The organism is Nocardiopsis exhalans, from assembly GCF_024134545.1.
In the GTDB taxonomy this organism is placed as follows: domain Bacteria; phylum Actinomycetota; class Actinomycetes; order Streptosporangiales; family Streptosporangiaceae; genus Nocardiopsis; species Nocardiopsis exhalans.
Genome location: NZ_CP099837.1, coordinates 972,122 through 986,904 on the forward strand (window position 1 = coordinate 972,122; position 14,783 = coordinate 986,904).

Sequence of the window (14,783 nt, forward strand, 5' to 3'; positions counted from 1 at the left end):
CCGGGCGCTGGACAGCGTCCCGAGAACGTACGAGGGGCCCCTCCCACCGCTGGAACCCCAGCGGTGGGAGGGGCCCTTCGGGCTGTTCGGTCCGCTACGGGCGGGGTCAGCGGGTGAGCGTCCAGGTGCCGTCCGCGGTGACCGCCAGGATGAGAGTGCCCGCGGTCAGGGTCGTCTGCCCGTCGTAGGAGCCGATCTCGTTGGCGAGCAGGTCGCGGCTGGTGTCGGTGTAACCCCAGATCGCGAAGTTGCTCGAGCCGTCGTGGGCCATGTCCAGGGTGGTGAGCCCTTCAGGGGTCCACTCCAGCTGGACGACGTCGTCGCCACTGCCGGTGAACTCGTCGTCGGAGTCACCCCAGGTGGTCGCGGCCGACAGCGGTTCCAGGGAGATCTCCCAGGCCCCGTCGGCGCTGATCTCCAGCGCGGCCATCTCCTCGCGGGGGCCTCCGTTGTAGAGCACGCTCCCGTCGTAGGAGCCGATCTCGTTGACCAGCAGGTCGCTGTTGCCGCCCTCGGAGTCCAGGGCCCACACGGCGAAGTTCGAGGATCCGTTGTGACTGAACCGTGCGATGCGCGCGTCGTCGTGGAATTCGACCTCGACGACGGTGTCGCCGGTCCCGCTGAACTCCAGGGTCTCGTGCTCGGGGAAGGCCGGTGCCTCCTCCGTTTCCTCCTCCTCGGGTTCCTCGTCCTCCACGGCCGCCTCGACCTCGGCGGTTTCCTCCGCCTGCTCCTCCTCGCTCTCCTCCGCCGTGACCGCGGGGCGGGGGTCGGCTGTGGTGGTGCCGCCGGAGAGCGCTGACATGCAGGCGCCGATGACGGCGAGGACGAGGAGGATCACGAAGAGGGATCCGCAGCCGAGCCCGACCTTGGCGCCGGTGGACATGGATCGCTGCTGCGGTTGCTGCGGCGGGCCGTAGGGGGGTTGCTGGGGGCCTGGGCCGCCGGGGCCGCCTGGGCCGCCGGGGCCGTAGGGAGGCGGAGGGCCTTGCGGGCCGCCGGGGCCGTAGGGGGGTTGCTGGGGGCCTTGGCCGCCGGGGCCGTGGGGAGGCGGAGGGCCTTGCGGGCCGCCTGGGCCACCGGGGCCGTACGGAGGCTGGGGCGGGGGAGGGGGCTGGGTCACGTGCGCTCCGGGCTCTCATGGGGGATGAAAAGGTGCACGTTCGCTGAGCGGGGGCGAGTGTCGGTGCCCAATGTAGCCGGGATGCCCGCGGGGTGGGAGCGCGAGTCTCGGCGCCCTGCCGGGCGGGGTCAGCGGGTGATGGTCCAGGAGCCCTGGGACTGGACCTCGATCAGGACGGTCCGCGGGGTCAGCGTCATCTGGCCTTCGTAGTCGCCGATCTCGTTGACCAGCGAACTGGTGGCGGTGTTGTCGTAGGAGCGCAGGGAGAAGTTGCCCGATCCCGTGTGGGTCACGTCCAGCGTGGAGAAGTTGTCCGGGGACCAGAGCAGCTGGACGACATCGTCACCGCTGCCGCCGTACTCCGTCTCGGTGGCCTCCCAGTGGTCCGCGGCCGACAGCGGCTCCAGGCTGATCTCCCAGTCGCCGTCGGCGTGGATCAGCAGGGCGTCGTAGTCGTCGATCAGGCTCGGCGGGGCCAACAGGAGGCGCCCCTCGTACCCGCCTCCCCGGCGGATCAGCTCCCATTGCGTCTCGGCCTCGGAGTCCACGGACCACACGGAGATGCCCCCGGCCCCCTTGTTGCTGATGGAGAGGATCCGCGGCTCCTCGTCGGTCTCGATCTCGACGGTGGTCCGGCCGCTCCCGCTGAACTCCTGGACCTCGAAGTCGGCGAACTCCGGCGGGGTGCCCGGGTCCTGGGGTGCGTCCTCGTCCCCGTCCCTGTCTCCGGGCGGGTCCTGCGGCCCGTCCTGTGGCTCCTCCTCTCCCTCGGGCTCGACGGCCCCGGAGGGGGAGGGCGGCGGTTCGGCGACGACGGAGGTTCCCCCGGGGCGCACCCACACGAAGTATCCGATGAGGATGAGGACCAGCAGGACCGTGCCCGCGGCGGCACCGCCGAGGGCGATCTTGGCGCCGGTGGACAGGCTTTCGGGCGGTGCGGGCGGCCCGTACGGGGACCGGTGCGGGCCGGAGGGGAAGTGCTGCGGTCCGGAGGAGTGCTGTGGGCCATGCGGTGGCTGAGGGGGAGGTGGCTGGCTCACCGGCGCTCCGTGCGGTCGGGGGTGGACGGGTTCATTATCGTAGGATCGGCGCGACCGTGTCCCGTCCGGGGACCCACTACGCCGTCCGCGGTGAGTCCCTTGGCCGTCTGGTAGTCCTTGACGGCGGCCGTGAGCCGCTCGTCGAAGTGCTCGACAGCGTGGACGACGTCGAGGTAGCCGAAGTCGAAGAGCATGGACTTCACGACCGATACCTCTCAGCGGCTGTCACCCTCCGAGAGGACGGGCCACGACGCGGCCTCGACGGTGGCGACCACCTCGGGAGGCGTGTTCGGGCCGTCTGCCAGCGCGGCCGGAGCCCCGGTGAGCCCGACCCCCGCGACCATGGCGCCCGACGCGATCAGCATGGTGATCCCGCGTGCCTTCGACACGTGTTCCCCTTCCGTGAGTGGGCGGCGCCCCCGTCCGCGGAGCCCGTGTTCACTTTCGGGCCCCTTCTGGCCTGGTCCGGCCGTGCGGACAACCGGAGGGCGGGGGTCGCGTCGGTGACCGCTTCACCGGGATGGGGGAGAGGGTCCGGGAAAGGCCTGTGGAAAACGGATCGGGTGTCGGTGCGGGCTCCTATTGTGGAAGCCTGACATTCCATGCGGTCCGGGGGGAAAGCTTGACGGTCTTCGACGACCTCGTCGGCCAGGCGGCGGCGAGCGCACAGCTGAAGCGCGCCGTGGCCGGTGCGGCCGATCTCCTGGCCGGGGGGCGCGGCGCCGGCATGACCCACGCCTGGCTGTTCACCGGCCCGCCCGGCTCCGGCCGGGAGGAGGCGGCGCGTGCCTTCGCGGCCGCCCTCCAATGCCCGGCCGGGGGCTGCGGACATTGCGACTCCTGCCATCAGGTGCTGACCGGAACCCACCCGGACATGCTCTACGTGCAGCCCAGCGGGCTGAGCTTCGGTGTGGCCGCCACCCGTGACCTCGTGCTCCGTGCCGGGTCCAAGCCGTCCGGCGGGAACTTCCGGATCGTGCTCTTCGAGGACGCCGACCGGGCCACCGAGGCCGCCTCCAACGCGCTGCTCAAGGCAGTGGAGGAACCCTCGCCGCGCACGGTGTGGCTGCTGTGCACCCCCACCCCGGACGACCTGCTCATCACCATCCGCTCCCGCTGCCGCCTGGTCACCCTGGCCAGTCCCGGCACCAGACAGATCGTCGACGCCCTCGTCCAGCGGGACGGGGTGGACACGGTCACCGCCGAGGCCGCCGCCAGAGCCGCCGCGGGACGGGTGGACCGCGCCCGGCAGCTGGCCACCGACCCGGAGGCGCGCCGCCGCCGGGAGGAGGTCCTGTCCATCCCGGCCGGGCTGGACGGACTCGGCGCCTGCGTGACCGCGGCCGCGCGCCTGTTCGAGATCGCCGAGGAGGAGTCCAAGGCGCTCACCACCGCCCTCAACGAGAAGGAGAAGGACGACCTCAAGGCGGCCTTCGGCGAGGGTTCCACCGGCAAGGGCGTGGCCAAGGCGGTCCGCGGCGCGGCGGGGGCCCTCAAGGACCTGGACGAACGGCAAAAGCGCAGGGCCACCCGGATCAAGCGGGACTCCTACGACCGGGCCCTGCTCGACCTGGCCGCCTTCTACCGGGACGTGCTCGCCCTCCAGCTGGGCGCGACGGTGGAGCTGTCCACCGCCGAGCGCTCCGGCGACCTGGAGCGGATCGCCCGTTCCGGTACCCCTGAGTCCACGCTCAGAAGGATCGACGCGATCATGGCCTGCCGCGGTCGGATCGCGGCCAACGTGCACCCGCAGATCGCCATGGAGGCGATGACCTCCGCGCTCCTGGCGGGCTAGGACACGAGGCGGGCCGGGGGCGGGTCCCGGCACTTCGGGGCGGCGGGCCCGGGATACGGGCGGTCGCGGAGCCCGGGAGAATGGTGCGGCTACGGGATTCGAGTGAAGGCGGTTACGGGTGGGGACGAGACTTCGGGGTCCGTTGGCGGTACTGCTCACCGGGGCGGTGCTGGTCTCCGGCTGTACGGCGGGCGGCGACATGGCCGACGAGGACGGCGGCGGTGACGGCACCCGGGTGGACGTCGCGGAGCAGGAGCTCCTCTGGGAGGAGTGCGACAGCGGCCTGCCCGGCAGCGAGTGCACGGTCTTCGAGGTGCCGCTGGACTACGAGGCCCCCGACGGGGAGCGGATCGAGATCGCGGTCAAGCGCTTCCCCGCCACCGGCGACGACGTCATCGGCTCCCTGCTGGTCAACCCCGGCGGCCCCGGCGGCTCCGGCTTCGACTTCGTCGACCACGCCCCCTACACCGTCAGCGAGGCGGTGCGGGAGAGCTTCGACGTGGTCGGTTTCGACCCGCGCGGCGTGGGCCGCAGCACCCCGCTGACCTGTCTTGACGCCGAGGAGATCGACGACTACCTCGGAACCGACTACGGCGGCGGCGAGGCCGACGACCTCGCCGACCTCAGCCCCGAGGGGCTCGACCAGATCGAGGCCAAGAGCCGCGCCTTCGTCGAGGCCTGCGAGGAGAACGACCCCGAGCTGATGCGCAACATCGGCACCGCCGACGTCGCCCGCGACATGGACGTGCTGCGCGGGCTGCTCGGCGACGAGCAGCTCACCTACCTCGGCGCCTCCTACGGCACGCACATCGGCGCGCAGTACGCCGAGCAGTTCCCGGAGCGGGTTCGCGCCCTGGTGCTCGACGGCGCGGTCGACCCCAGCCAGGACCAGCTGAGTGTGAGCGTGCAGCAGGCCACCGGTTTCGAGACGGCGCTGCGCTCCTTCGTCGAGGACTGCCTGACCAGACCCGACTGCCCCCTCGGTAGCCCGGGGGACAGCGTCGACCAGGGCATCGCGGTTCTGGACGACTTCCTGGCGGACACGGCGGCCGAGCCACTCAGCAGTGCCACCGACGACGACCGCGAGGTCAACCGGGCCCGCGCCGAGCTGGGCGTGCTCGCGGCCCTGTACACCGAGAACTGGTGGCCGCGGGTGCGCGAGGCGCTCACCGACGCCATGGAGGGCGGCGACGGCACCGGACTGCTGCTGCTCGGCGACGACCTGTACGGGCGCGGCGACCTGGCCGAGTACGAGAACTCCACCGCGGCGCTCGTCGCCGTGAACTGCTCGGACTCGGAGGCGCCCCGCGAGGTGGAGGCCTACGCGGAGGCGGCGGCCGAGGCCGCCCAGGAATCGCCGATGTTCGGCCCGATGCTGGCCTGGGGTGCTCTGACCTGCGCGTTCTGGCCGGAGGAGGCCGTGGCCCCGCTCGCCGAGCTCAACGCCCCGGGCACCGACCCGATCATGGTGGTGGGCACCACACGCGACTCCGCCACCCCCTATGCCTGGTCCGAGGCGCTCGCCGCCCAGCTGGACTCGGGTTTCCTGGTCACCCGGGACGGCGACGGCCACACCGGCTACCGCATGGGCGATGACTGCGTGGACACGATGGTCGACGACTACCTGCTGGAACTGGCCGTACCGGACGACGGGATGGCCTGTGCCGGTCCTCGCGCGGACGAGGTCGGCTAGCCGCGACCCGGGCGGCCGGGAAAACGGTACGCGCCACTCAACGGAGGCGTTAGACTGGTTTCTGCTTCGGCACGTGCAACACGTGCCGGTGTGCCGCCTTAGCTCAGTCGGCAGAGCGATTCACTCGTAATGAATAGGTCATCGGTTCGATTCCGATAGGCGGCTCAGCCACCTCAGGCCCGTCCGGGAGATCCCGGACGGGCCTGAGGCGTTGACGGGGCCGGCCCCCGGGGACGACGGCAGGCTGCCCGGCGGTGGCGCTACGGTACGTAGCGCACACAGTCCCCCGAACCGGGAGCATTCGGATGTACACCGCCCGGGTCTCACAGACCGACCCCCACGCGTTCGCCTCACTGCGGGCGGTCCTTCGGGACGCCCGGTACGCGAACACGGACCTGTACCTCCACGTGGAGCCGGGCCGGTACGCGGAGCCCTACGCCCTGCAGATCACCTCCAGGGTCATGATCGTTCCGGTCGGGGGGCCCGGCACCGTGGAGATCTCCGTGGCGGCGGACAGTGTGTTCGTCGTGAAGGGGGACCGGGGCGTACTGGAGCTGTACGGGATCCACGTGCGGGGCGGGACCGACACGTCGGACTCCCCGACGGTCCTCGCGGAGCAGGGGAGCCGGTTCAAGGCCGTCGACAGCGTGTTCACCTCCGGCACCGAGGTCGAGGTCAACGGGGACGGTACCGAGGTGGTCAACTGCCGCTTCGACGGCTGCGATCTCTACTGGAAGCGGGGGACCGGCGGCTTCGTGCGCGACGCCGTCTTCCGAGGGGCGGGCCTGACCTTCTGGCGCGCTGTCAACCCCACAGTCAGCTCGGTGCGGTTCAGCGACTATGACCAAGGTTCCCTGACCATCGCCGACTCCAGCGTCACGGTGACCGACTGCGTCATGACCGGCTTCGGGAAAGCCAAAGGCGGTTCGCTCATCGTCAAAGACGGGTCCGACGCCCGGTTCCACAACCTCTCGATCACCGGCAGCCCGGACTACTCGGTACTCGCGGTCGGCGAGGGCACCCGTGTCGCCTTCAACGGATTCAGCCTGACCGCATGGACCAACGAGAAGTCCGGGATCGCCATCGGACTGGGCGCCGAGGTCAGCTTCGCGGCCAGCCGGATCGATGCTGTCGGTGCCGCTTCCACCGCCGTGACGGTGAGCGAGAGAGGAACGGTCACGGTCGAGGACCTGGTCGTCGAGAACACCGGAGCACAGGCCTTCTTCGTTAAGGAGAGCAGACTCTCGGGCCGCGGGCTCGTCTGCAGACGACTGGGTTCGTACGCGATCGCGGCTCTCCGGAGCCGGATCGAGCTGGCGGACGTCGAGTTCACGGCCATGCTCCCCGGTGCCGAAAACGATGCCAGCGGCTTCTACCTGTCGGACAGCCGGTTGGACGCGGACGGGGCCAGGGCCTCGGATCTGACCGGAGCGGTGATCCTGACTTCCGACGACTCCCAGGCGACCCTGACGTCGGTCTCCGCTGAGCGCGTGTGGAAACCGGTCATGGCCCTCGGGATCAGCACGGTCAGGGTGCACGGCGCGCGGGTCACCGAGAGCGGGGCAGCGGCTTTCAGCACGAACGACAGGGGTTCCCTGACGGTGGTGGACGCCCTGGTCTCCGGTACCGGGGACACGGCGGTGTGGTCCCGGGGCGGCTCCCTCAACCTGACCTCGGTGACGGTCAGCGGTACCGCCGGGGCCGGGGCGGCGGTCGAGGAGGGCGCTGAGCTGACTCTGGAGGACACCGTGGTCCGGGACGGGCACGGCGTCGGGGTCAGCGTGCGAGGTCCGAAGAGCCAGGTGAAGCTACTCCGTTCCCGGATCACCGGCAACGCGGGGGCAGGCCTTCAGACGCACCCGGAGACGGTCGTGGAGACACAGGACACCGTGATCCGGGACAACGAGGGCGGGGATCGGGCCCACCTCGACGTCGAGACGGAGTGAGCTGGCTGGCTCCTGTTCCGCCGAACCCGCACAGCCCCTCCCCGCCCAAGCAGCGGCCCCCTCACCTCTCCAGGAGCAGCGTTGTACGCCGTCCGTGTCTCGAAGACCGCCCCGCACGCCTACCGTTCGCTGCGGGAGGCGGTCACGGACGAACGCCTGGACGGCTCCGAGGACCTGTACGTCCACATCGAACCCGGTGAGTACGAGGAGACGCGGTCCATCCGGGTCTTCCGGCAGCTGCTGGTGGTACCGACCGAAGGGCCCGGCACGGTGCGGATCTCGGCCGCCGGGGACGACGGGCTCTTCCACGTGCGGGGTGCGTTGGAGCTGTACGGGCTGCTCGTCCGTTCGGCGTCGGCGGAGCCGGTGGTGACCGCGTCGGAAGCGGGGCGGGTCAAGCTGGCCGACTGCGTGTTCGACACGGCCTCCGCCCTGAGGCTGGGCGGACGCCACTCCGATGACGAGGTGGTGAACTGTCGGTTCGAGAACGGCGGGATCGTTTGGCACGGGGGCGGCGGACAGCTCAGCGACTGCCACTTCGAGCGGGCCGTGCTGCACATCCAGTACGGGGCCGAGGCCACCGTGCACTCCGTGGAGTTCACCGGGTACCTCGCGGGCGGGGAGAACCCCTTGCCCACGCTGGGCATCCGCGGGGCCACCGCGAAGGTCACCGACTGCGTGCTGACCGACGCGGGCCCGGTCGGCTCGAGCACGGCGGTCAACGTCAGCGAGAAGGGTCGGGCCCGGTTCGAGAACCTCTCGTTCACCAGCGACCGGACCGCCGCGATCAGCGTCGTGCACGAGGGCACCAGGGCCGAGTTCTCGGGGCTCCTGGTGGAAGGCCGACAGGACCCGGAGGCGGACGGGGAGAGCTCCGTCTCCGTCTACCTGGGCGCGGAGGCCTTCATCGGGAACGCCCGGATCACCGGGGGCAGGAGAAACGGCCTGACGTTGAACTCGGGTGCGAGGGTGATCCTCGACGGGCTGACGATCGAGGACGTCCGCGTGCACGGTATTTCAGTGAAGGAGAGCGCGCTCAACGGCCGGAGCCTCGTCTTCCGGGGAGTGGGCGGGAACGCGGTCCGCGGGACCGATGCGCGGCTGACCCTGTCCGACGTGGAGATCGGGGACCAGCCCCCGGAGACCGAAGGGGCCTGGTGCGGGTTGCGTGCGTGGCAGGGGAGCCTGGAGGTGGACGGACTCCGGGTGTCGGGGCTCACCGGGGCCGCGGTCGGAGCCTGGGGCTGCCGCGCCAACCTGACCGGGGTGACCGTCGAGAACAGCCGAAGTGGTATCGGCGCGGAGGAGGACAGTACGGTCCGGGTCGACGGGTTCGTGTGCTCCCGGGTCGAAGCGAACATGGTCACCGCGCTGTCCGGATCGGTCGTGGAGGTCGTGGACGCGAAGCTCACCGACAACCAGGGCTACGGTCTGGCGTTCGCCGACGCGGGAGATCTCACGCTGCGCTCGGTGTCGATCAGCGGATCCGGGTACAACGCGGTGGGGGTCGACAACGGCGGGTCGCTCACCCTGGAGGACGTCGACGTCCGGAACTCGTCCTCCGCCGGGCTCATGGTCGCCGACGCCGAGAGCCGGGCGACCCTGCGCCGCTCCCGGATCACCGGCAACGCGCTGGCGGGCGTCCAGGCGCACCCGGACGCGGTCGTGGAGATGCGCGACGTCGTCCTCCGGGACAACGAGGGCGGCGACTGGGTGTACTCCGAGTAGAAACCGGCCGAGGCCTGACCCGAGGGTGTCGGCGGGGCCCCAGAGGAGTGACCTGCGGTTCCGGGGGTGTTGACCGACCCTGGCCACACGTGTGTGCGCTGTCCCGGGTTCCCGGCGGCCCAGGTGGATACGGTACTTAGCGCAGACTCTCCGGCGCGGCGCCGGGGCCGATACCCCTTGGGAGTCGATGGATGATCACGGTCCGCGTCTCGAAGACAGACCCCGCCGCCGTTTCCTCGCTGGGGAAGGCGGTGCGGGACCACCGCTACCGGGCGAACGGGATCCACCTGGTCGTGGACCCGGGGGAGTACGTGGAGCCGCTGGTCATCGGGGTGCAGCGGCGCGTGGTCATCACCCCCGCCGAAGGTGCCGGAACGGTGACGGTCGTCGCGGCCAACGAGACCAACGTGTTCAACGTCCACGAGGGCGGCGCACTCGAGATCCACGGGATCTGCGTGCGCAGCTCCTCGGCGGAGTACCCGCCGCTGTACGTGCAGAAGGGAGCCCGGCTCAAGGCGGTCGACTGCGTCTTCACCGCGCCCAGGAGGGTCAACGTGGTGGGCGCCCGCGCGGAGATCGTCGGCTGCCGATTCGAGGACAGCGGGCTGCTGTGGGACGGCAGCGAGGGCAGCGTGCGCGAATGCTACTTCGCCGGTGCGGTGGTCGCCGTCCAGGGCAAGTGCGCGCCGAAGTTCAGCGGGACGGTCTTCACCGGGGCCCACGACGACTGGCACACCCTCTACGTCGCCGACTCCGCGCCGGAGTTCGTCGACTGCGCGCTGGTGGACGGCGGCGGGGTCTACGTGCGGGACCGGGCCCGGCCGGAGTTCACGGACCTGAGGGTGACCGGTTCCCACGACTGGCCGGTGCGGGTTTACGAGCGCTCCAAGGCGACCTTCACCCGCATGGTGGTGGAGGGTGCTCGGAAGAAGGACACGGACGCGGTCTTCGTCCACGGGGACTCCGAGGCAGCCCTGAACGACTGCGAGATCACCGGCGCCACCCGCACCGGGGTGGCGATCGAGGGCGGCAGGCTCACCGCACAGGGGCTGACGGTGACCGGCGCCGCCACCGACGCCGTTCTCGTGGACGGCGGCGAGGCGACCATCACCGATCTGCGCTGCACCCGGATCGGCAAGGCCGCGCTGCTGGTCGCCGACGGGGCCAGGGTCACCGTCTCGGGGATGTCCGTGGCTGAGAGCGGGGAGAAGGAGCGGGGCGCGATCGCCGCTGTGCGCTCCCGGTTCGAGGTGAGCGACCTACGGGTGAGCCGCTGGCACGGACCGATGGCCATCGTGGTGGGCGGCCGCGGGTTCTTCGAGGACATCGTCGGCCACGACGTGGGTTCGGGCATCCACAGCCGTGAGGACGCCACGCTCACGGTGCGCGGCATGGTGCTGCGCGACGCGCGCGAGGACGGCCTGAACATCCTCGACGGCACCGAGATCCAGCTGCACCACGCTGACCTGTCCGACTGCGGGGAGGACGCGGTCTACGTCCAGGGCGGGCACGTCACACTCCGCTCCTGCACCCTGTCCGGCAGCGGGGAGCGCGGCGTCCGGGTGGGGGAGGGCGGGGTCGCCGCCCTGGAGGACACCGCCGTCCGCGACGGCCGGGGCGACGGGATCATGGTGGAGGACGGCGGCCGGGTGCGCCTGGTGCGGTGCACCGTGTCCGGCAACGAGGAAGAGGGCCTGTGGGCCGCGGGCAGCGCGTCGGTGTACCTGGAGGAGAGCACCTTCAGCGGGAACCGGGGCGGGGACGGCGACCAGGCCGGTTCGAGCGTCCCGGGTGCGGGCGCGGTCCAGCCGGGGGGAGGCGCTGCGGCCAGGGGGCCGGGTGAGAGCGCGGTCCGGGACCGGGCGCGACCGTTGGAATCGCTGCTCGCCGAGCTGGAGGGGATGGTGGGGCTGGAGCGGGTGAAGAAGGAGATCCGTTCCCTCGTCAACTTCCAGTTGGTGAGCGCCAAGCGGGTGGAGGCGGGTTTTCCGGCGCTCAACGTCAGCCGCCACCTGGTGTTCTCGGGCCCGTCCGGGACCGGGAAGACGACCGTGGCCCGCCTCTACGGGGAGATCCTGCGTTCGCTGGGGGTGCTGGGCAAGGGGCAGCTGCTGGAGGTCTCGCGGGCGGACCTGGTGGCCGAGCAGCCCGGGGGGACGGCGCGCAAGACCGCCGATCTGGTGGAGCGGGCGCGGGGCGGGGTGTTGTTCGTGGATGAGGCCTACGAGCTCCTGGACGACGGTGCGGGTACGGCCGGTGCGCGCCCGGGCCCTGAGGGCGTCGGCGGGCAGGAGGCCGTGGACACCCTCATCAGGCTCATGAAGGAACTGCGTGACGAGGTCGTGGTGGTCTTCTCCGGGAGGACCGGGCCGATGCGGGACTTCCTCGAAGTGAACCCGGCGCTGCGGGCCCGGGTGGCGCGCACCATCGAGTTCGAGGACTACTCGCCGGAGCAGCTGGGCGGGATCTTCGAGGGGATGGTCGAGGCCCAGGGCTACACCCTGGGGCAGGGCACACGCGACCTCCTGGTCCGGCACTTCCGGGGGCGGCCGCGCGGGGAGGTTCCGCGCGGAGAGGGTTTCGGTAACGGCAGCGAGGCGCGCCGGGTGTTCGAGGAGGCGCTGCGGGCCCAGGCGGGCCGGATCGTGGCGGGCGACTACCAGACCGTGGAGGACCTCACACAGCTCCGGCCCGCCGACCTGGAGGCCGCGGTGGCCTCCGGGCCGGGCGGGTCGCGCGACGGGGCCCGGGTGCGCGCGCTGCTGGCCAGTCTGGACGGCATGGTGGGCCTGGCCGAGGCCAAACGCCAGGTGCGGGGGTTCGCGGATCTTCTGGCGTCGGCGCGGCGGACGGAGGGGGAGGCCGTGCCCGCCGCACGCCACCTGGTGTTCCTGGGACCGAGCGGGACCGGGCGGAGCACGGTGGCGCGGCTCTACGGCGAGCTGTTGGCGGCGTTGGGGGTACTGGCCCGGGGGCACCTGGTCGAGGCCGGGCCGGGGCACCTGGTGGGACCGCCGGGGCAGCGCGGGCCGGGGCAGGTGGCGCGGCGCACGCGTGAGTTGTTCGAGCGGGCACGCGGCGGGTTGCTGTACGTGACGGACGCGGATGTACTGACCAGGGACTTCACCGGGGGTCGCGGGGTCGGTCAGGACGTGGTCGACACCCTGCTCGAACTCATGGATGAGCACCGCGGTGAGGTCGTGGTGATCGTGTCCGGTCGCTCCCGGGAGATGTCCGGGTTCCTGTCGGGTAGCCCCGAGCTGGCCTCGCGGTTCTCCGGGACGGTGGAGTTCGCTCCCTACGGCCGGGAGGAGCTGGTGGGGGTCTTCGCGGTGATGGCCGAGCGGGCCGACCTCCGGGTCCCGGAAGCGACCCGGCGGGCGCTCGCGGAGGTGGTCGGGGCGGACGGCGGGCGGTTCACCGAGGAGAACGGGCACCGGGTGCGGGCGCTGTTCGAGGCGAGCGTGACCCGGCAGGCGCGGCGGATCGAGGCGGCGGCGCAGGCGGGGGGCAGCCCCGACGTGGCCGAGCTCCAGACCCTGCTGCCGGAGGACCTCCCGGAACGGGGCGTGGGGGGTGCTACGCCGTAGGTGTCGGTTGAGGGTGGTGGTGGGTGACGGGGAGGGGGTGCTGCGCCGTAGGTGTCGGTTGAGGGTGGTGGTGGGTGACGGGGAGGGGGTGCTGCGCCGTAGGTGTCGGTTGAGGGTGGTGGTGGGTGACGGGGAGGGGGTGCTGCGCCGTAGGTGTCGGTTGAGGGTGGTGGTGGGTGACGGGGAGGGGTGCTGCGCCGTAGGTGTCGGTTGAGGGTGGTGGTGGGTGACGGGTGGGCTTGGGGGAATGATTACTCCGCGTGTATCGGCGTTGAGCCTGCCGTGTCCGAAGTGTGGGTAGGTGGGCGATATGAGTCTGTTGTTCATGTTGTTCGCCCTGATGGGCGCGGTGATCGTGCTCGGCGGTGGTTCCTACGCCCTGCGCCGTGTCCTGGCCCACATGGAGGCGCGCGTCGCCGTGGCGGAGCCGGAGCCGCCCCCGAGGGCCGAACACGGGAACCACGTGGGCGGGTACGTGCCGATCCAGCGCGATCCCGACGAACTCCCCGCCGAGGTGCTCTCCCGGGCGCGCAACCTGGTCGCGCTGGGGCGCGCCGACGAGGCGGTCCGGCTGGTCCGGACGCGCCTGGGCGGTGACGAGAGCCGGGCGCGGCGGGTCGTGCGGCGCCTGGGCGAGGAGGGGCGGCCCGCGCTGGAACCCTGAGCCGGTTCTGGTCAGGTGCGCTGGCGGTTCTGCAGCCAGCCCCACACAGCGGTCGCGACGAACAGCAGGCCGCCGATCACGGCCAGCCAGAACAGCCCTCTGATCACGATGCCGAGGATGGCGAGGACCAGCCAGATCGCCAGCAGGACGAGGATGAGGTAGACCATGTGCGCTCCTGGTCGGTCAGCGTGCTTCGGGCCGACCAGTGACCTACCCCGCCGGCCCCCTCTCCATACCGGCCGGCGCGGCGCCGCCTGATCCGGGGCGTGCGCCCCGGATCAGGGGGTCAGGGCCAGGTGCCGTCGACCACCGTTCCGTGGTCCGGCTTCTCCCGGTCCAGCCACTCCTGGCGCCTGCGGGCGAACTCCCCGGCCCACTCCACCTGCCGCCGGTGCAGTTCCGGCAGGGTGAGCGCCGCCGCCTCGGGGTGGCGGGCACCGATCTCCTCGGCCAGGGCCAGCGCGGCCGCGGCGTCGCCCCCAGCGGTGTGCGCTTCGGTCAGCGCGACCCCGTAGTACTCGCACAGGGCGCCCAGCGTGCGCTTGCCGCGCCGGAAGGGCTCCAGGCCCCGGTCGATCACCAGCGGGTCCACGACGGGCTCCACGGGGCCGCCGAGAGCCTTGGAGAGCGGGCCCAGGCCGTGCCTGCGCCGTTCGGCGTCCAACAGTGTGAGGTCGTAGGGCGCGTTGAACACCACCAGCCCCCGGCCGCCGTCCAGGTGCCCGGCCAGGGCCGCGGTGATCTCCTCAAGACACTCCGCGGCCGGACGCCCCTCGGCGCGGGCCCGCTCGGTGCTGATGCCGTGGACGGCCACCGCTCCGGCGGGGATCTCCTTCTCACCGGGGTCGACCAGCCAGGTGCGCCGACCGCCGTCGAGGTCCACCACGGCGGCCGAGACCAGGAAGGCGGTGGCCGGGTCGGGGGAGGAGGTCTCGGTGTCGAACCCGGCGAGGTCGGTGGTGTGCCAGCCGGTGTGGCCGCCGCGTGCGGGAGGGGCCGGGCGCGGTTCGTGGTCGGCGCAGTGGGTGCGCCAGCGCCCGCTCTCCTTGACGACGAAACCCGCCCCGCTCTCCACCCGGACCGAACAGGTGACGCAGGTGCCGGGGAAGCGGTTGCGCATGGATTCCTCTCCGGCCGGGCGGTGGCCCGATACCTGGTTGGCCGCTGTGAGCAGCGGCGATTCGGGACCATCGTAGGTCCGGGC

Annotated in this window: 12 protein-coding genes and 1 tRNA gene; 7 read left to right on the plus strand and 6 right to left on the minus strand. The window is 71.7% G+C overall.

The genetic code is table 11. The annotated features are described in order from the left end of the window. Nucleotides 1-106: 106 nt before the first annotated feature. From NE857_RS04345 to NE857_RS04360, 4 genes are all read right to left on the minus strand, one after another. A complete protein-coding gene (locus NE857_RS04345; RefSeq protein WP_254419916.1) occupies nt 107-886 on the minus strand; it encodes a hypothetical protein in 780 nt (259 codons plus the stop codon). Nucleotides 887-1,251: 365 nt separating this feature from the next. Continuing rightward, on the minus strand, nt 1,252-2,163 hold the full coding sequence (locus tag NE857_RS04350; RefSeq protein WP_254419917.1) for a hypothetical protein: 912 nt from the start codon (nt 2,161-2,163) through the stop codon (nt 1,252-1,254). Further along, on the minus strand, nt 2,160-2,366 hold the full coding sequence (locus tag NE857_RS04355; protein WP_301184303.1) for a peptidoglycan-binding protein: 207 nt from the start codon (nt 2,364-2,366) through the stop codon (nt 2,160-2,162). Before NE857_RS04355 ends, NE857_RS04350 begins: the two co-directional genes overlap by 4 nt. 12 nt (nt 2,367-2,378) lie before the next feature. Next, a complete protein-coding gene (locus NE857_RS04360; RefSeq protein WP_254419918.1) occupies nt 2,379-2,552 on the minus strand; it encodes a hypothetical protein in 174 nt (57 codons plus the stop codon). 233 nt (nt 2,553-2,785) lie between these two features. Here NE857_RS04360 and NE857_RS04365 point away from each other — a divergent pair, with 233 nt between their 5' ends. The 7 genes from NE857_RS04365 to NE857_RS04395 all read left to right on the plus strand — a co-directional run bounded on the left by NE857_RS04365 (nt 2,786) and on the right by NE857_RS04395 (nt 13,579). After that, nucleotides 2,786-3,958 carry a DNA polymerase III subunit delta' gene (locus NE857_RS04365; RefSeq protein WP_254419919.1) on the plus strand — a complete coding sequence of 391 codons (1,173 nt, stop codon included), beginning with the start codon at nt 2,786-2,788 and terminating at the stop codon, nt 3,956-3,958. Between the two features lie 199 nt (nt 3,959-4,157). After that, nucleotides 4,158-5,651 (plus strand): alpha/beta hydrolase, encoded by a 1,494-nt coding sequence (locus tag NE857_RS04370; protein ID WP_425572156.1) that lies wholly within the window; start codon nt 4,158-4,160, stop codon nt 5,649-5,651. Between the two features lie 92 nt (nt 5,652-5,743). Next, a tRNA-Thr gene (locus NE857_RS04375) sits at nt 5,744-5,816 on the plus strand. Between the two features lie 140 nt (nt 5,817-5,956). Then, a complete protein-coding gene (locus NE857_RS04380; protein WP_254419921.1) occupies nt 5,957-7,597 on the plus strand; it encodes a right-handed parallel beta-helix repeat-containing protein in 1,641 nt (546 codons plus the stop codon). Between the two features lie 81 nt (nt 7,598-7,678). Beyond that, nucleotides 7,679-9,325, plus strand: a complete 1,647-nt coding sequence (locus NE857_RS04385; protein WP_254419922.1) for a right-handed parallel beta-helix repeat-containing protein — start codon at nt 7,679-7,681, stop codon at nt 9,323-9,325. 191 nt (nt 9,326-9,516) lie between these two features. Continuing rightward, nucleotides 9,517-12,915 (plus strand): right-handed parallel beta-helix repeat-containing protein, encoded by a 3,399-nt coding sequence (locus NE857_RS04390; protein WP_254419923.1) that lies wholly within the window; start codon nt 9,517-9,519, stop codon nt 12,913-12,915. Nucleotides 12,916-13,225: 310 nt separating this feature from the next. After that, nucleotides 13,226-13,579, plus strand: a complete 354-nt coding sequence (locus NE857_RS04395; protein WP_254419924.1) for a hypothetical protein — start codon at nt 13,226-13,228, stop codon at nt 13,577-13,579. Between the two features lie 11 nt (nt 13,580-13,590). Here NE857_RS04395 and NE857_RS04400 read toward each other — a convergent pair whose 3' ends face one another. Together NE857_RS04400 and NE857_RS04405 are read right to left on the minus strand one after the other, a co-directional pair. Further along, on the minus strand, nt 13,591-13,746 hold the full coding sequence (locus tag NE857_RS04400) for a hypothetical protein (protein ID WP_254419925.1): 156 nt from the start codon (nt 13,744-13,746) through the stop codon (nt 13,591-13,593). 119 nt (nt 13,747-13,865) lie between these two features. Beyond that, nucleotides 13,866-14,699: an exonuclease domain-containing protein gene (locus NE857_RS04405; RefSeq protein WP_254419926.1), complete on the minus strand. Its 834-nt coding sequence runs from the start codon at nt 14,697-14,699 to the stop codon at nt 13,866-13,868. Nucleotides 14,700-14,783: the final 84 nt, after the last annotated feature.